Genomic DNA, 16,143 nt, shown 5'->3' with positions numbered 1-16,143 from the left:
CGGAGGTCACCCACCCGAGCCCGAGATGGAGCACCGACCATGCCCGAACCGCAGCACCACGACGCGCACGACGACGCACAGGACGCCGCGTTCGACGCCGCACACCGCGAATGGCTCACCGAGCGGCTCACCTACTACCTGGGTGTGCCGGTGGACGAGAACACGCCCTTCCACGAGTACGGGCTCGACTCGGTGGCCACGCTCAGCCTCTACGGCGACATCGAGGAGGAGTTCGGCCCGCTGATCGACCCCACCGACATCGCGACGTACCCCACCGTGCGCGAGCTGGCCCGCCACATGGCTCACCGCGATCCTCGTCCGGCGGGCGGCGGCCTGGTCCGGGCGGCCCTGGTGTTCACCGGCCAGGGCTCCCAGCACCCGGGCATGACCTCCGGCCTGTACCGGGAGTGCACCGGCTACCGCGCCCATCTCGACGAGGTCGCCGCCGAGCTGCTGCCCTACACCGGGACGTCGGTGGTCGAGCTGATCCTCGGCAACGACCCGCGCATCCATCAGACCGCCTTCACGCAGCCGGCGCTGTTCGCCGTCGAGTACGCCCTCGCCCGGACCCTCCACGACGAGGGCGTGACCCCCGTCACGGTTCTGGGCCACGGCATCGGCGAGTTCGCGGCCGCCGCCGTCGCGGGCGCCCTGTCGCTGCCCGACGCCGCCAGACTGGTCGCGCTGCGCGGCGCCTTCATGCAGTACCTGCCCTCCGACGGCGGCATGATGGCCACCTGCGCCGCCCCGTTCGAGGCGGCCGAACTGGTCGCGGCCGAGCCCGGCGTCGGCATCAGCGCCATCAACGCCGCCAAGGCCACCGTCCTCTCCGGTGATCGCGCCGGACTCGAACGGATCCAGGAGCAGCTGGAGGGCCGGGGCATCGCCTGCCGCCATCTGACGGTGACCCACCCCTTCCACTCGCCGCTGATGGCCCCCATGGTGCCGAGGTTCGACGCGGTGGCCCGCCGGATCGCCGGCGGCGCGCCCCGCGTGCCGTTCTACTCCACCGTGTTCGGCAGGCTCACCACCGAGCCGCTGTACGGGCCGTACTGGAGCCAGCAGATCACCGCCCCGGTCCGGTTCGCCGACGCCGCCCGCGCGATGCTCGCCCAGCAGACCCCCACCCACGTCGTGGAGATCGGCCCCCGGGTGGTGCTCACCCCGTTCCTGCGCCGGATGGGCGGCACCGACGGGCCGACGTGCCTCGCGGTGTGCCGGGGCCCGGAGAGCGACGCGGTGGACCTGGCCGGGGTGATCTCCGCCCTCGACGCGGGTCCGCTGGCGGCGGCGCTGGCCGGGGCGTGAGGCGGTGACGACGATCAGCCGGCCGCTGTCCGCGCCGAGCCCGGACAGTCCGTGGGAGAGGGTCCACGACGAACTCGTGCGCTCCGGCAGTGTCCTGGTGTACGGCAGGATGCCCGGCTGGCGGCCGGACGCCGACGCGGACGAGCTGCGCCTGCTCCTCGGCCGTGACTGGGCCCGCTACCAGAAGCTCGGCAGGGCCGCCATGCGGGAGCGCTTCCTCGCCTCCCGGCTGTTTCTGCGCTACACCGCCGCGGCGGCCGTCCAGACGCTCCCGCAGCTGGTGGACCTGGCGTACCTGCCGGGCGGGCGCCCCTACGTGCGCGGCCTGGACCAGATCGACATCAGCCTCAGCCACACCGACGAGACGATGGTCGTCGGCGTCACCCGCCGGGGCCGTATCGGGGTCGACGTGGAGCGCGCCGACCGCCGCCTCGCGCACACCGGGTCCGAGGCGCAGGCCTGCACGCCCTTCGAGAAACACCACCTCGACCGGGGCGGCGACAGCGTCCGCAACGACACGATGGTGCGGCTGTGGACCCTGAAGGAGGCCTACAGCAAGGCACTGGGCCAGGGACTGCGGTTCCGCTTCACCGAGTTCGGCTTCGCGCTGCACGGCGCGTCCGGCGCCCGCCTGGTGTGCCCTGACGGCACGGCCACCGGGGACGACGGATGGACGTTCGGCACCTTCGCCGTCGGCGGCCACCATGTGATGAGCGTGGCGGTCCTCGACACCGGGTTCGGGGAGCTGGCGGACGTGTCGGTGGGTACGACCCTCGACGAGGGGCTGCTCGACGCGCTGCTCGGCGCCGGGCCCCGGCCGGTCCCCGCCCCGGCGGGCTCAGGGAATCCAGCCGGCGTCTTCGGCGATGCGTATGGCGTCGACACGGTTGCGGGCGCCCAGCTTGCCGACGATCGAGGTGAGGTAGTTACGGACGGTGCCATTGGTGAGGTAGAGGCAGCCGGCGATCTCGGCGGCGTCGGCCCCCCGGGCCGCCAGCCGTAGCACCTCCATCTCCCGGCGGGACAGCGGATTGTCGGGGTAGTCCCAGGCGGTCAGGGCGAGTTGGGGATCCACGACCCGCCCGCCGCGGGCCACGGAGCGCACCGCGCAGGCGAGTTGGTCCGGAGGGGAGTCCTTCAGGAGGAAGCCGGAGACATGGGCCGACATGGCGCGGCGCAGGGTGCCGGGCTTGCCGAGGCTGGTGAGGATCAGGGAGCGGCAGCTGGGGAGCTGCTCATGCAGTTCGGCGGCGGCCGTCAGGCCGTCCATCCCCGGCAGGTCGACATCGATCACCGCGACGTCGGGCCGGACGTCGAGCGCGGTGCTGACGATCGTGTCGCCCCGTTCGACGGAGGCGACGACCCGCAGATCGGGTTCGAGCTGCAGCAGTGCGATCAGAGCGCCGCGAATCATGTGCACATCCTCGGCGAGAAGGATGTTGATGGACAGCACCTGTTACCTCCCCCAGGTAGCGGTGTCTCTCGTCTGCCCGGGCCCCCCTCAGGACCCGATCAGGCCATGGCTCTCCCGGCGCCGGACGCGGCGGCGGTCGCGACCGGGCCGGCTTCCCCCTGGTGCGGCTGGAGCGGCGCCCTTGCCTCGAGCCGGAACAGACCGTCCCGGTCCACGCCGGCCGTCATCTCCCCGCCGATCTCGGTGAGCCGTGTGCGAAGGTTGCCCAGACCGCTTCCGCCCCCGGACAGGGTGCCAGAATTCCCCCCGTTCGTGACCCCGTCGTTAACCAACGTCAGCAGAACCGTTTCCGTCTCGCGGGTGGCCTTGATGGTACATATCTCGGCCTTGCTGTGGCGGAGGATGTTGGTGACTCCCTCCCGCAGGGTGGTCGCGAGGACCGTGTCGACCACCGGGTGCAGCCGCTCGACCCGTACGTCGGCCTCCACGCGGACCTCGGCCGACATGAGGACCTTCGCCGCCGACTCCGCCTCCTCGCACAGCGACATGTCCCGGTACCCGCGCGAGACGAGACGTACGTCGGCGAGGGCCTGGCGTGCGACGAGCAGCATGGACGTGGTCTCCTCGGCGGCCTGCTCCGGTCGGACGGTGATGAGCCGGCTGACGAGCTCGCCCTTGAGCGTGATCGTGGAGAGGCTGTAGCCGAGCAGGTCGTGCAGGTCCCGGGCGAAGCGCAGGCGTTCCTGGACCACGGCCATGCGGGCCAACTGCTCGCGCGTCTCGTGCAGTTGCTGGACGAGGTCGGTGAGGCGGGTGAGGCCGTAGATGACGAAGCCCGCGAGGATCACGGAGATGACGACATAGCAGCCGTAGAGAACGGCTTCGCCCTTGAGCAGCGGATACACCGGGGAGCTGGCGACGACGAGGCCGAACGCGGGCCAGGCGACGCGGTTGGGGAGCAGCAGCAGGATCGTCCCGGCGAGGGGTCCCTGCATGCTGCCCCAGTTGAGGCCGAACCAGGCCGCCGGCAGATAGGTCAGGACCACCTGCGCCGCGAGCGTGACGAGGCGTCGGCGCAGGCTCCAGCTCCGTGCGGACGCCGAGGTGAGGGTGAGTTGCACACCGAACTCCAGCAGGACGACGCCGACGCAGGCCGCCAGTCTGGCGGGGCTCGCCTTGCTGAAGGACAGGACGTTGATGATGACGACGGAGCAGTAGCAGGACAGGACGACGACCGTGATCGCGCGGGCCAGGCGGGGAGCCATCGCCGGGTGGGCCGATGCCGGCGCGGAACTCTCGGCATCCTTGGGAGTTTCCGCTCTCCGGAAAGCGTCCGGCATCGCTACCTCCTCGCCCGGGGACATGGTGCAAGGCATGGTATGGGTCACGGCTGATTCGGGCCCTCCGATGGCCTTAATCCGCCGGATTCACACGAACAGGGGAACCGGGTTGAGGTCGTCGTAGCGCGTCGCGCGCCCGATGCGGCCGAGCGTCACGGGGACGTCGTGGAGTCGTCCCGGCGCGAACCTGGCCCAGAAGTGACGCATCCCCGGAACGATCACCTTCACTACGGGAAGCCGCACGTCAGGCCGGGTCTGATCAAGGACGAGCAGCTCCATGCCATGGCCTCTCACCAGGCGCTCAGCCGCTGTGAGGTCAGCGAGCAGGTCAATTTGTGGTTCGTACACGTAACTTGCGGGTGTACGCGGTGACTCGGCCGGATCCGGCATGAGATATGGCTGATTCCGGGTAGTCGCCCCTGACCACCAGGAGGCCAGCTCGGGGTGGACGGACGCGAACCCGCCGTCCGCTTCCGCTTCCACGTGCGGCGGCGGGAGCAACTGCGCCATCTCGGTCACCGCGCGGCGCAGTGCCGTACGCGGGTCGAAATGGGCACCGAACCCGAAGCTGATCCGCTGGGCCGTCCCGTCGTCGCGGCAGGAGACGGCGGCCATGACGGGGACGCCGAAGTCCGCGGTCAGGTCCAGCACCCACAGATCACGGCGCAACCTGCCGTAGGCGGCACGGACGTCACCGAGCCAGGGGTCGTCGAAGGCGTCCAGGTCGACGCCGGGCTGCCGGGTGCGGTTGTACCACCACAGGGCCACCGCGTCGCGCTCGACCACTTCGAGGAAGCCCTGGAGCGTCGCGTCCTCCAGGCTGCTGCCGGCCGCGTTGCCGTTGGAGTCCGCCCACGGCGCCGACGGCCGCCTGCCGGGAGCGGCCCCGAAGTAGAGCATCGAGGTGGGCAGCAGCCGCCGGGTGCCCGCGGTCACCGACCACACCGGGGTCCATTCCGTGGGTGCGTGCGGATCGAACGGCGGCGGAACCTGCTGGAACGCCGTGGCCGAGCGGTTCCAGCGGTCCCGCTCCGCGAACTGCCGGTCGGCGTACAACTGGCACGAGTTGGGGTGCAGCGCGCTGTCCCCGAGCCCGGCGAGGGTGTCGACGACGACCGGCTCGTCCCCGTGGCGGGTCGCGCTGTAGCGCTCCAGCGCCTCGCACAGGGCACCGACCTCGGCCTCGATGGGTGTGGTGCCCTTCCCGCCGCTGTGACTGCGCAGCCCACTGCGCAGCGCGGCGAGCGAGTCGGCGCACAGGGCGGGGTTGCGCCCGGACACATAGCGGTGCAGACCGTCGGGGGTGCCGGGCGCGGGCCGTACCTCGGGGACCACACCCGTGAGCGGATCGACGAGGTGACGGTAGCGGGCGAGCACGGACTCCGGCGACAGGGCCCGGTGGCCGCCGCCGGCCGTGGCCGACTTCAGGCGCGGGGCGAAGTCCACCGGGCGCCGCACGGTCGCCGCGACCAGTCCGGGATCACCGCAGGCGGGACACTGGGGGCGCCTGGCCACCGCATGGTGGCGGGTACGCAGGGTGCGCGTGTCCAGGGTGCACAGGGCGGCCTGCTCCGCATGGCGCATCCCGGCGATCCACTTCATCGTCTCCAGGACCACGGTCTGCCACCCCAGCGCGCGTACGGACGCCAGATACGCCCGCGGAAGCGGCACCGGGCCGGGCAGCCCGAGCACCCGCTGCACCGGCCCCTGGGTGGCGCGATGCCCGCGCAGCCGGTGGGCGAGGCACGACCAGCAGGCCCGGTCGGGGACCCCGAACACCGGGCCCACCCAGGCCTCGACGCCACACGGTTTGGCGAGCAGCCAGGGCCGGCCCGCGGCGCGGTGCCGCGCGTCCACGTCGGCCAGTGCCGGGTCGAGATAGTCGTCGCACACGACCAGCGTGAACGCGGCGGACGCCTCGTCGTCGGCCAGGGTGAGGCCGGAGGCCAGGCACTCCCGGCGGATGGGACCGGCGTCCGTGCGGCCCAGCACGAGGACCTGCACCGGCGTGCTGCGCAGCGCCGCTTGGGCGCCCGCGCTGCTCAGACCCGCCAGTTCCCAGTAGGCCTCGGCGGCCGAGTCGGCCGACGGGGCGCGGTAGCCGATGAGCTCGGCCTCGGCGAGCGCGGCGATCGTCCGGCCCGCCGCCGCGGCGTCCACCACGGCCGCGGCCTCCTGAAGGACGGCCTCCAGGGTCCGGGTGCCGTCGAGCAGCGGGGCGAGGGCTTCGACGTGCGGGCCGTGCAGGGCGGTCGTGCCGCACTCCGACAGCAGATACACGGCCTCGCCGCCGACGACCTCGACGCGCAGGTGGGGCTTGAACCCCACCTGCCGTGGCGCGGGAGGCACCATGCGGGAGCCGCTCATTCCGACCGTGTGTCGCAGTGCTCGCCCAGGTACAGGGGGCTGAACCAGCTGCCGAGGGTCACGGAGGTGCCCACCGGGTCCAGATCCTCGATCACCAGCGTCTCCCGGCCGCCCTCCGCCAGGTACACCGGCTCCGCCGCCACCACCCCGAACTCCGCGAGCACCGACACCGGGTCGGCCAGGTAACGGGCGGCCAGCTCCGGTTCGAGTCCGGCGCGGGCGGTGAGAAGCGCGATGCCGTGGTTCTGCGACGGCGTTTCGCCCGTACGGGCCGGGACGGGCATGGTCAACGTGCTCATGGAAACCCCCAGAGTCCTGAGTAGTTGAAGGCGCTGCGAATCGGGACATTCGTTCGGCGTATCCCGTGCCACCGAATTCTGGGGGGCCCGGTTCGGGGGCGCACAGTGCCGGCGTCACCATCGCGGTATGACATTTTCATAGGTCTGTTCATGACCCGCGCACTGTGGCTGGACCCCGGCTGCTGCCAGGCTCTAGCCATGCTCGGGAGGCGACGACCGCGGCCCGCGGCCGACGGCATTGCCCGCGCGAGACGGGGGCGGGCACCGCCCGTGCGACACGGGAGAGTGATCACATGGACATCAAGGTACTGGGTCAACTCACGGCTGAGCTCAACGGCGTCTCGGTGGTGCCGACAGCCGCCAAGCCACGGCAGATTCTCGCCCTGCTCGCCCTCCAGACCGGACGCGTGGTGACCGTACCGACGCTGATGGAGGAGATCTGGGGCGAGCACATACCGCGCAGCGCCGCCACCACGCTGCAGACCTACATCCTCCAGATCAGGCGCAGGATCGCGGCCGCCCTGGAGGGCGACCCGACCCGGCAGCCCAAGGACATCCTCGTCACCCAGCACGGGGGCTACCTGCTCGAAGTGCAGCCGGGACAGATCGACGTCCAGGAGTTCGAGCAGCTGTGCGCCTCCGGCCGTGACGCCCACGAGGCCGGCGACTACCGGACCGCCGCCGAACTCCTGCGCAGGGCCCTGGCGCTGTGGCAGGGACCCGCCCTGGTGGACGTACGCGTGGGCGGCGTCCTCGAACTGGAGACCCTGCGGCTCGAAGAGGACCGGATGGCGGCGCTGGAGCGGCGCGTCGAGGCCGACCTGTACCTCGGACGGCACGCCGAGATCGTGCCCGAGCTGCGTGTCCTGGTGGCCAAGCACCCCATGCACGAGAACTTCTGCGCCCATCTGATGACCGCGCTGCACCGCTCGAACAACGCCTGGCGGGCCCTGGAGGCCTACCAGCGGCTGCGCGGTTCGCTCGTCGAGGAGCTCGGCCTGGAGCCGTCGCCCCCGCTGCAGCGTCTGCACCAGTCGATCCTCTCCGCGGACCCGGAACTCGACGTGGTGCCGTTCTCCGCGGCCGGCTGAGCACCCCTTCGAGGGGCGCGGGGCCGGGAGGCCCGCAGCCGCACGACGGCACGGCGCGGCACGTCCGTCGCGGCACTCCCAGCGGAGCGCTACCCGCGTTCGAGGTGCCCGGCCTACGTTCGGCCGATGACGATCCTCGACGACCTCACCGTCACCTCGACCGCCCCCGACCTGCGTCGGGCCGCCGCCGAACTGCGCCGTATCAAAGAGGAAGTGGGTCGGGGCCCCGATCCCGACGCCACCCGGCGACAGCACGCGAAGAACAAACTCACCGCCCACGAGCGGCTGGCCGTCCTCTTCGACGAGGGCACCTTCACCGAGATCGAACCGCTGCGCCGGCACCGCGCCACCGGATTCGGCCTGGAGGACAGGAAGCCGCACGGCGACGGCGTGGTCATCGGCTGGGGCCTGGTGCACGGCCGCACCGTCTTCGCGTACGCCCACGACTTCCGGGTCTTCGCCGGGGCGCTCGGCGAGGCCCACGCCGCCAAGGTGCACAAGGTGATGGACCTGGCCGAGGCGGCCGGAGCACCCCTGGTGTCCCTCAACGACGGGGCCGGCGCCCGCATCCAGGAAGGCGTCACCGCGCTCGCCGGCTACGGCGGGATCTTCCGCCGCAACGTCGCGGCCTCCGGCGTCATCCCGCAGATCAGTGTGATGCTCGGCCCGTGCGCCGGCGGCGCCGCGTACTCGCCCGCACTCACCGACTTCGTGTTCATGGTGCGCGAGACCGCCCAGATGTTCATCACCGGGCCCGACGTCGTCCAGGCCGTCACCGGCGAGCGGATCACCCACAACGGCCTGGGCGGCGCCGAGCCGCACGCGACCGTCTCCGGCGTGTGCCACTTCGCCCACGACGACGAGACCGAGTGCCTGGAGGACGTACGGTTCCTCATCTCCCTGCTGCCGTCCAACAACCGCGAGATGCCGCCCGCCGCACCGGCCGACGACCCCGCGGACCGGCGCACGGAGACCCTGTGCGACCTGGTGCCGGCCGAGCCGGGACGCTCGTACGACATCCGCGCCGTCATCGAGGAGATCGCCGACGACGGCGAGTACTTCGAGGTCCACGAGGCGTGGGCGCGCAACGTGGTGTGCGCGCTCGCGCGCCTCGACGGGCACACCGTCGGCATCGTCGCCAACCAGCCCGCCGTCCTCGCCGGTGTCCTCGACATCCACGCCAGCGAGAAGGCCGCCCGCTTCGTCTCCACCTGCGACGCGTTCAACATCCCGCTGGTCACCCTGGTCGACGTGCCGGGCTTCCTGCCGGGCGTCGACCAGGAGCACAACGGCATCATCCGGCACGGCGCGAAACTGCTGTACGCCTACTGCAACGCCACCGTGCCCCGCATCTCCGTGGTCCTGCGCAAGGCCTACGGCGGCGCCTACATCGTCATGGACTCCCGCTCCATCGGCTGCGACCTGTCCTTCGCCTGGCCGACCAACGAGATCGCCGTGATGGGCGCCGAGGGCGCCGCGAACGTCATCTTCCGCCGGGAGATCAACGCCTCCGACGACCCCGACGCCGTACGCGCACAGCGCATCAAGGAGTACAGGACCGAGCTGATGCACCCCTACTACGCCGCCGAACGCGGCCTGGTGGACGACGTCATCGACCCGGCCGAGACCCGCTCCGTGCTGATCCGCTCCCTGGCCATGCTGCGCGGCAAAAAGGCCGAAGTGCCGGCGCGCAAGCATGGCAATCTCCCCACCTGACCTGGGCGAACACGGCGTCCACGCGGACACGAGCGGCTGTCGAGGACCTGCACGTTCCATGGGTCTACCGGATACGGCGACCCGCCACGAGCGGGCGGCCGTCCGGGCCGGTCGGCCGGGGCGGGAACCCACCCATGGCGCGCCCCGGCCACCGAGACACCGCCAGTGCTCCGGACGAAAGGGATCGACAGTGGCCCGCACAGTTCCATCCGGCAGGGAGTGCGCGAAGCACCCCGCCCCGTCGAAGGCGAGGTAGATGATGCGTCGAGTTGCCATCACCGGACTGGGCGTCGTGGCCCCTGGCGGGATCGGCGTCAAGGAGTACTGGGACCTGCTCACCGCAGGCCGTACCGCCACCCGCACCATCTCCTTCTACGACCCCTCCCCGTTCCGCTCCCGGGTCGCCGCCGAGTGCGACTTCGACCCGCTGGCCGCCGGCCTCTCCCAGCAGGAGGCCCGCCGGCTGGACCGCGCCGCGCAGTTCGCGGTCGTCTCCACCCGTGAGGCGCTCGCCGACAGCGGCCTGGACATCTCCGCCCTCGACCCGGGCCGGATCGGCACCTCGCTCGGCAGCGCGGTCGGCTGCACCACCAGCCTGGAACGCGAGTACGCGGTGGTCAGTGACGGCGGGCGTGAGTGGGTCGTCGACCACGAGTACGCGATTCCCCAGCTCTACCGGCACTTCGTGCCCAGCTCGATGGCCGCCGAGGTGGGCCGGGAGGCCGGCGCCGAGGGACCGGCGGCCGTGGTCTCCACCGGCTGCACCTCGGGCCTGGACTCGCTCGGCCACGCGGTGGAGCTGATCCGCGAGGGCACCTGCGACATCATGATCGCCGGCGCGACCGAGGCCCCGATCTCCCCGATCACCTCCGCGTGCTTCGACGCCATCCTCGCCACCACCCCGCGCAACGACACCCCCGAGAGCGCCTGCCGCCCCTTCGACCGGACCCGCAGCGGCCTGGTCCTCGGGGAGGGCGCGGCCGTGCTGGTCCTGGAGGAGCTGGAGAGCGCCCGCGCCCGCGGTGCGCACGTCTACGCCGAGATCGCGGGCTTCGCCCAGCGCTGCAACGCGTACCACATGACCGGTCTCAAGCCGGACGGCCGCGAGATGTCCGAGGCCATCGACGCCGCCCTCACCGAGGCCCGGCTCGACCCGACCGCGATCGACTACATCAACGCGCACGGCTCCGGCACCAAGATGAACGACCGCCACGAGACGGGCGCGTTCAAGCGCAGCCTGGGCGACCACGCCTACCGGACCCCGGTCAGCTCCATCAAGTCGATGATCGGGCACTCGCTCGGCGCGATTGGCTCCCTGGAGATCGCCGCCTGTGCCCTCGCCATGGAGCACGGGGTGCTGCCGCCCACCGCGAACCTGCACGAGCCGGACCCCGAACTGGACCTGGACTACATCCCGTTGACCGCCCGCGAGAAGCAGACGGACGTCGTTCTCAGCGTGGGCAGCGGCTTCGGCGGCTTCCAGAGCGCGATGGTCCTCGCGCGACCGGAAAGGAGCATCGCATGACCACGACGACCGTGGTGACCGGCCTCGGCATCGCCGCGCCCAACGGTCTGGGCACCGAGGACTACTGGAAGGCGACACTGGCGGGCGAGTCCGGCATCGGCCCGGTCACCCGGTTCGACGCCACGCGCTACCCGTCCCGGCTGGCCGGCGAGGTGCCGGGGTTCGTCGCCGAGGAGCACATCCCGAGCCGGCTCATGCCGCAGACCGACCACATGACCCGCCTCGCCCTGGCCGCCGCGGAATGGGCCCTCGAGGACGCCGGTATCGACACCGGGGAGGTGCCCGAGTACGGCATGGGCACGGTCACCTCGGCGTCCGGCGGCGCCGTCGAGTTCGGCCAGCGCGAGCTGCAGAACCTGTGGAGCAAGGGCAAGGAGCACGTCAGCGCCTACCAGTCCTTCGCCTGGTTCTACGCCGTCAACACCGGCCAGATCTCCATCCGGCACAAGCTGCGCGGCCCCAGCGGGGTCCTGCTGACCGAACAGGCCGGCGGCATCGACGCGATCGGCCAGGCCCGCCGCCACGTCCGCAAGGGATTCCAGGCGGTCGTCTCCGGCGGCGTCGACGCGGGCATCTGCCCCTGGGGCTGGGTCCCGCAGCTGGCCACCGGCCTGATGAGCACCGAGCAGGACCCGGCCCGCGCGTTCCTGCCCTTCTCCGCCGAGGCGAGCGGATACGTGGTGGGGGAGGGCGGTGCCATCCTGGTGGCCGAGGACTTCGCGGCGGCCCGCGAGCGCGGCGCGTCCCACGTCTACGGCGAGATCGCCGGGTACGCCGCCACGCTCGACCCCGCCCCCGGCTCCGGGCGCCCGCCGGGCCTGGCCAGGGCCGCCCGCACCGCCCTCACCGACGCCGGACTCACCCCCGCCGACATCGACGTCGTCTTCGCCGACGCCGCCGGTGTACCGGAGCTGGACCGCGCCGAGGCCGATGCCCTGGCGCAGGTGTTCGGCCCGAACGCCGTACCCGTGACCGCGCCCAAGTCGCTGACCGGGCGGCTGCTCGCCGGCGGCGCGGCCCTCGACGCGGCCACCGCCCTGCTCGCCCTGCGCGACGGGGTCATCCCGCACACCGCGGGCGTCGACGCCCCCGCCGCCGGCTACCCGATCGACCTCGTCACCGGGGCGCCCCGGGAGGCGGACCTGCGCAACGCACTGGTGCTCGCCCGCGGCCACGGCGGCTTCAACGCGGCCCTCGTCGTGCGCCGCGCGGCGTGACCAACCCTCGCACCACCCTGAGTCAGGCACCACAACCATCACCCAACGGAGGACCCACCGTGACCACCACCACGAGCACCACCGTCACCCTGGCCGACCTGACCCGGATGCTGCGCGAGAGCGCCGGCGAGGAGGAGGGCATCGACCTGGACGGCGACGTCCTCGACACCCCCTTCCTGGAACTCGGCTACGACTCGCTCGCCCTGCTGCAGGTCATAGGCGAGGTCCAGCGCACCTACGGCATCAGCGTTCCCGACGACGCGGTCGTCGACGCCGAGACGCCCCGTGCTCTGCTCGAGCTCATCAACTCCGGCCAGGGCAGCGAGGCCTGAGCCGGACGGTGCGGGCCGTCCCGATTCCGGATCCCCCGCCGCAAGGGGCGGCCCGCACTGCTTTCCCCACCCGACTTCCCCCCGGCCCGACTCCGCCCCCCACGCCCCTGGTTCCTGTCGATCCTTGCCCCACCGGCCGCGGTGCGCGGCCCACGAGGAGGTACCCCATGCCGCTGACGGCTGACAGCGCGGTGATCCGGAGGCTCACGGTCCGTCCGGGCCCCGCGGCAGAGGACAGGGCGCCCGTGCCGGCGTCGGCCGCCGCGGTCTCCGCGGTGCTGCGGGCCTTCGGACGCTCCCCGCGCGACCTGCCCGTACGCACCGTCGTCTACGTCGGTGCGCACGCACCGGACCCCGCCCTCACCCCCGAACACGAGGGCTTCGCGGTCCGGACCGCCTCGGCGCCCGGCCGGGCCCTGCGCCTCGCCCATCAGGAACTCCACGACGGCACCGCGGACTTCGCGCTCGTCGCCGGGTTCGACGAGCCCGAGGCCGGGACCATCACGGTCTACGCGGTCAAGCGCGCCGCGGAGGCGGTCGCGGACGGCGACACCGTCCTCGGCATCCTCGACCCGACCGACACCGCCGATCCCGACTCCGCGCCGGAGCTGACGACCCTCACCCACGGGCACCGGGCCACCGACCCCGGTCGGCACCGGCTGCTGCTGTGGTCGGGCCGGGACGAGCGGGACGAGCAGCGGGTGCGCGGCGAACTGCTGCCCCTGCTCTCGGGCCTGCACCACGAGGCGTTCCCCGCGCTGCCCACCGTGGTGCCGTGCGGCACCGAGCCCGGACCGGTGCGCGCCGCCGCCGTCACCGTCGCCGCGCTGTCCGCCGCCGCGGTGCACAAGGCGAAGGCGGTCACCGCGGGCAGGCCCCGGCCCGTCGCCCTGCTCTTCCCGGGCCAGGGCTCCCAGCACACCGCCATGGCGGCCGGCCTGTACGGGCGGGAGCCGGTGTTCACCGCCGCCTTCGACGCGGCCCTGTCCCACATGGGCGACGAGGGCCCGCGGGTCCGCGCGGACTGGCTCACCGACGGCCGCCCGCTGATCCCCGTCGACGACGTACGCCGCGCCCAGCCGCTGCTGTTCGCGGTCGACTACGCGCTCGGCCGCATGGTGATCGGCTGGGGGGTGCGCCCCACCGCGGTGCTGGGCCACAGCGCGGGTGAACTCGTCGCCGCGACCATCGCCGGTGCCGTCGCCCTCCCCGACGCCGTCGCCATGGTCATGGAACGCGTCCGCGAGGCGGTGAAGATCCCGGCGGGCGGCATGCTCGCGGTCGCCGCGGAAGAACACCGCCTGCGCCCCTACCTCCGCGACGACGTGGCGATCGCCGCGGTCAACGCCAACCAGCAGACCATGCTGGCGGGTTCCGCCGAACCCCTGGCCGAGATCGCCCAGGCGCTGCGGGCGGACGGCCTCACCGTGGTCACCGTACCGGCGACCAGCCCCTTCCACTCCCCGGCGATGGCCCCCGCGTCACAGGCCGTGGAGGCCGCCTACCGGGACATCCCCCTGCGCCCGCCGACGCTGCCGCTGTACTCCGGGTACACGGGCGAGCTGCTGCGCCCCGAGGAGGCACTGAGCCCCCGCTTCTGGGCCCGCCAGATCACCGACACCGTGTACTTCAAACAGGCCCTGGAGTCCCTGCTAGCCGCCGACGACATGCTGCTGGTCGAGGCGGGCCCCCGGCAGACCCTCACCGCCTTCGCCCGCCGCCACCGCGCGGTACGGCTGGGCGCCAGCGCCGCCGTACCGCTGCTCCCGGGCCGCCCCGGTACGGCGGAGGCCGACCGCCAGTCGGTCCTCACCGCGGCGGCCAGGCTGTGGACCGAGGGCCACGTCCCCTCCCCGGTCGCGCTGTCCGCCCTGTGGACGTGGAGCGCCGACCCGCGCACCGGCGCCGAGACCGCCACCGCCGCCCCGCAACTCGCCGCGGCGACCTCATGGGGAGAATGACGGCGACGGGGGCGCTGCGCGTCCTGAGGGCGATCTACGGCACCCTGACGGCGGCCGGCCGCATGTACGTCTGGGTGCCGGCGGCGGACCCGCACCCCGGCCGCTCCGACCCCCCGCCCCGCCATCCCGAACGCCTGCGCCCCGACGTCCCCCTGACCGCGTACGAGCGCGCTCTGGAACGGGAGTTGACGGCCTCCGGGTGATCCGGAGCGCGGCCCGGTGCCGGGGAAGTCCCCGAACCTGACCACGTCCCGGGCGGCGAGGTTGCCGGAGGGCGGGAACAGCACCTCCGCCGCGCCCTTGTACGAGATGGGGAGCGCGGCGCTCTTCAAGTCGTACCAGGCGTGGATCCAGCTGCCCGAGGAGAGGGAGGAGGCGGCCTTCGCACTCGTCGCGTCCCCGGTCACCAGGCCGGCAGCCCTGCCGTCACCGGCCGAGGTACGCGTGCAGTGAACGCCGACGCAGTCGTGCCGGGGCCGTCGTGGAGTCCTTTCCGCGATCGTGACCGACACCCGCTTCAGGAGCGGGATCGCGTCCCTGCCGGGGAGTCCGGGCGCCGGTCCGGTGTCAGCGGTCGCCGACGACCGGCCGGTGGTCGACGCATATCGAGTCGGAGGCCGAGCTCGCGGTCTGCCGGCCCCTGATCTCCACACGTGCGCCGGGCTCGATGACGTCGTACACCCGCTTCCCGGCTTTGGGGGCGAGGGCGACCGAGCCCAGGATCTGGTCCTTGCCGAGAGAGGTGCGGTCGGCCGGTTCCAGCTCGAACATCAGGAGCCGCTCGTGGTGACCGCGGTCGGTGAAGGTGACCGCCCACCGCCTGGAGTCCGCGTGGGTGCCGATCTTGCCGGGGTGGACCTTCACCACGGGGTACTTGGCGGTGACCTCGACCGTCGTCTCGCCGAGCGGGCAGAAGTCCGCCGGCCCGGCGATGGGGAACCGCTCGCCCCCGATGGTCAGTGTGTGGGCGTCCAGGTCGACCGTCACCCGCTGGACGGGCGAGGGGGACCGGGCCGGTGGGGCCACGGCCGGCCTGATCGGGGCCGGCTCGTCGGGGGAGGAGCCGAGGGCGCCGGAGGTGACGGCGGTGAGGGCCGCCGCCGCCAGCGCGCCGGTGCAGAGCAGAACGCGTCGGCCGCCGCGGCGGCGCGCCGCCCGGCTCCTCACCTGTGCCCCCGTGGCCGGGGCCGGCGCCGCGCAGCGCGCGGCCAGGCCACGAAGCCGGGCGGACAGCTCCGTCTCGGTCAGCGGACGCGGTGGCGGCTGATCAGACACAGACTTCCTCCGTCGGGTGGGGTTCCTCGCTCACCGGGTGAGCTGCGAGTGCCCAACAGCCGCGTGCCGGGCGGGCCTTGGCGGTGCCGACGGCCGCACTGGTCTCGGCGGCCCGTGCAGAAGAGGTCGAACTCGTCCTCGGTCACCTTCTCGTGCTCCCTCTCACGGCGCGGGGCCTGTGAGGTACCGCCGGTGCGGCGGGATCATGCGGTCGTGGTCTGTCCGGTGGTGCTGTGCTCGAGCCACTGCTTCCAGGTCAGGTTCCAGTCGCCGTAGCCGTTGCCGGCGGCGACGGTGG

At 72.7% G+C, this 16,143-nt stretch carries 14 protein-coding genes and 1 pseudogene; 10 read left to right on the top strand and 5 right to left on the bottom strand.

Annotation, left to right across the window (positions count from 1 at the left end; genetic code table 11):
* Positions 1 to 39 precede the first annotated feature (39 nt).
* Entirely contained in the window at positions 40 to 1,308 is a 1,269-nt protein-coding gene (locus ACZ7GZ_RS21650) for an acyltransferase domain-containing protein (protein ID WP_471026447.1), read from the top strand.
* 109 nt (positions 1,309 to 1,417) lie between these two features.
* A pseudogene (locus tag ACZ7GZ_RS21645) lies at positions 1,418 to 1,933 on the top strand (4'-phosphopantetheinyl transferase family protein); the annotation flags it as partial.
* 213 nt (positions 1,934 to 2,146) lie between these two features.
* On the opposite strand, the gene ACZ7GZ_RS21640 reads toward ACZ7GZ_RS21645, so the two are convergent.
* The 4 genes from ACZ7GZ_RS21640 to ACZ7GZ_RS21625 all read right to left on the bottom strand — a co-directional run bounded on the left by ACZ7GZ_RS21640 (position 2,147) and on the right by ACZ7GZ_RS21625 (position 6,728).
* Positions 2,147 to 2,758, bottom strand: a complete 612-nt coding sequence (locus ACZ7GZ_RS21640; protein WP_471026705.1) for a response regulator transcription factor — start codon at positions 2,756 to 2,758, stop codon at positions 2,147 to 2,149.
* A 62-nt stretch (positions 2,759 to 2,820) separates the two neighbouring features.
* A complete protein-coding gene (locus ACZ7GZ_RS21635) occupies positions 2,821 to 4,062 on the bottom strand; it encodes a sensor histidine kinase (protein WP_471026445.1) in 1,242 nt (413 codons plus the stop codon).
* Between the two features lie 87 nt (positions 4,063 to 4,149).
* Complete coding sequence (locus ACZ7GZ_RS21630; RefSeq protein WP_471026442.1) at positions 4,150 to 6,414, bottom strand: TOMM precursor leader peptide-binding protein; 2,265 nt, start codon at positions 6,412 to 6,414, stop codon at positions 4,150 to 4,152.
* An 11-nt stretch (positions 6,415 to 6,425) separates the two neighbouring features.
* Entirely contained in the window at positions 6,426 to 6,728 is a 303-nt protein-coding gene (locus tag ACZ7GZ_RS21625) for a hypothetical protein (protein WP_471026441.1), read from the bottom strand.
* A 293-nt stretch (positions 6,729 to 7,021) separates the two neighbouring features.
* On the opposite strand from ACZ7GZ_RS21625, the gene ACZ7GZ_RS21620 reads away from it, so the two are divergent.
* The 8 genes from ACZ7GZ_RS21620 to ACZ7GZ_RS21585 all read left to right on the top strand — a co-directional run bounded on the left by ACZ7GZ_RS21620 (position 7,022) and on the right by ACZ7GZ_RS21585 (position 15,023).
* Positions 7,022 to 7,819, top strand: coding sequence for an AfsR/SARP family transcriptional regulator (locus tag ACZ7GZ_RS21620; protein WP_471026439.1), 798 nt, complete (start codon positions 7,022 to 7,024; stop codon positions 7,817 to 7,819).
* 126 nt (positions 7,820 to 7,945) lie between these two features.
* Positions 7,946 to 9,535 carry an acyl-CoA carboxylase subunit beta gene (locus ACZ7GZ_RS21615; protein ID WP_471026437.1) on the top strand — a complete coding sequence of 530 codons (1,590 nt, stop codon included), beginning with the start codon at positions 7,946 to 7,948 and terminating at the stop codon, positions 9,533 to 9,535.
* Between the two features lie 259 nt (positions 9,536 to 9,794).
* A complete protein-coding gene (locus tag ACZ7GZ_RS21610; protein WP_471026703.1) occupies positions 9,795 to 11,060 on the top strand; it encodes a beta-ketoacyl-[acyl-carrier-protein] synthase family protein in 1,266 nt (421 codons plus the stop codon).
* The gene (locus ACZ7GZ_RS21605) at positions 11,057 to 12,277 is read left to right on the top strand and encodes a ketosynthase chain-length factor (RefSeq protein WP_471026435.1); all 1,221 of its coding nucleotides are present in this window, start codon (positions 11,057 to 11,059) and stop codon (positions 12,275 to 12,277) included. Before ACZ7GZ_RS21610 ends, ACZ7GZ_RS21605 begins: the two co-directional genes overlap by 4 nt.
* Positions 12,278 to 12,384: 107 nt before the next feature.
* Complete coding sequence (locus tag ACZ7GZ_RS21600) at positions 12,385 to 12,609, top strand: acyl carrier protein (protein WP_051926997.1); 225 nt, start codon at positions 12,385 to 12,387, stop codon at positions 12,607 to 12,609.
* A gap of 167 nt (positions 12,610 to 12,776) precedes the next feature.
* Positions 12,777 to 14,570: an acyltransferase domain-containing protein gene (locus ACZ7GZ_RS21595; protein WP_471026432.1), complete on the top strand. Its 1,794-nt coding sequence runs from the start codon at positions 12,777 to 12,779 to the stop codon at positions 14,568 to 14,570.
* Positions 14,567 to 14,773 (top strand): DUF6059 family protein, encoded by a 207-nt coding sequence (locus ACZ7GZ_RS21590; protein WP_471026430.1) that lies wholly within the window; start codon positions 14,567 to 14,569, stop codon positions 14,771 to 14,773. The genes ACZ7GZ_RS21595 and ACZ7GZ_RS21590 overlap by 4 nt, the downstream gene beginning before the upstream one ends.
* A 16-nt stretch (positions 14,774 to 14,789) precedes the next feature.
* Positions 14,790 to 15,023 carry a hypothetical protein gene (locus tag ACZ7GZ_RS21585; RefSeq protein WP_471026428.1) on the top strand — a complete coding sequence of 78 codons (234 nt, stop codon included), beginning with the start codon at positions 14,790 to 14,792 and terminating at the stop codon, positions 15,021 to 15,023.
* Positions 15,024 to 15,137: 114 nt separating this feature from the next.
* Here the strand turns inward: ACZ7GZ_RS21585 and ACZ7GZ_RS21580 are convergent, their stop codons facing one another.
* Positions 15,138 to 15,845 (bottom strand): hypothetical protein, encoded by a 708-nt coding sequence (locus ACZ7GZ_RS21580; protein WP_471026427.1) that lies wholly within the window; start codon positions 15,843 to 15,845, stop codon positions 15,138 to 15,140.
* Positions 15,846 to 16,143 lie beyond the last annotated feature (298 nt).

The organism is Streptomyces sp. NPDC037288 (assembly GCF_055603265.1).
Note: the sequence above shows the minus strand (reverse complement) of the source record. Positions and strands in the feature narration are given on the sequence as shown.

What these genes read in the sequence shown, in the direction of transcription:
- ACZ7GZ_RS21630 (WP_471026442.1), bottom strand. Translation starts at nt 6,414, where the DNA reads ATGGTGCCTCCCGCGCCACGGCAGGTGGGGTTCAAGCCCCACCTGCGC.
- ACZ7GZ_RS21650 (WP_471026447.1), top strand. Translation starts at nt 40, where the DNA reads ATGCCCGAACCGCAGCACCACGACGCGCACGACGACGCACAGGACGCC.
- ACZ7GZ_RS21595 (WP_471026432.1), top strand. Translation starts at nt 12,777, where the DNA reads ATGCCGCTGACGGCTGACAGCGCGGTGATCCGGAGGCTCACGGTCCGT.
- ACZ7GZ_RS21610 (WP_471026703.1), top strand. Translation starts at nt 9,795, where the DNA reads ATGCGTCGAGTTGCCATCACCGGACTGGGCGTCGTGGCCCCTGGCGGG.
- ACZ7GZ_RS21590 (WP_471026430.1), top strand. Translation starts at nt 14,567, where the DNA reads ATGACGGCGACGGGGGCGCTGCGCGTCCTGAGGGCGATCTACGGCACC.
- ACZ7GZ_RS21625 (WP_471026441.1), bottom strand. Translation starts at nt 6,728, where the DNA reads ATGAGCACGTTGACCATGCCCGTCCCGGCCCGTACGGGCGAAACGCCG.
- ACZ7GZ_RS21635 (WP_471026445.1), bottom strand. Translation starts at nt 4,062, where the DNA reads ATGCCGGACGCTTTCCGGAGAGCGGAAACTCCCAAGGATGCCGAGAGT.
- ACZ7GZ_RS21600 (WP_051926997.1), top strand. Translation starts at nt 12,385, where the DNA reads ATGCTGCGCGAGAGCGCCGGCGAGGAGGAGGGCATCGACCTGGACGGC.
- ACZ7GZ_RS21615 (WP_471026437.1), top strand. Translation starts at nt 7,946, where the DNA reads ATGACGATCCTCGACGACCTCACCGTCACCTCGACCGCCCCCGACCTG.
- ACZ7GZ_RS21605 (WP_471026435.1), top strand. Translation starts at nt 11,057, where the DNA reads ATGACCACGACGACCGTGGTGACCGGCCTCGGCATCGCCGCGCCCAAC.
- ACZ7GZ_RS21620 (WP_471026439.1), top strand. Translation starts at nt 7,022, where the DNA reads ATGGACATCAAGGTACTGGGTCAACTCACGGCTGAGCTCAACGGCGTC.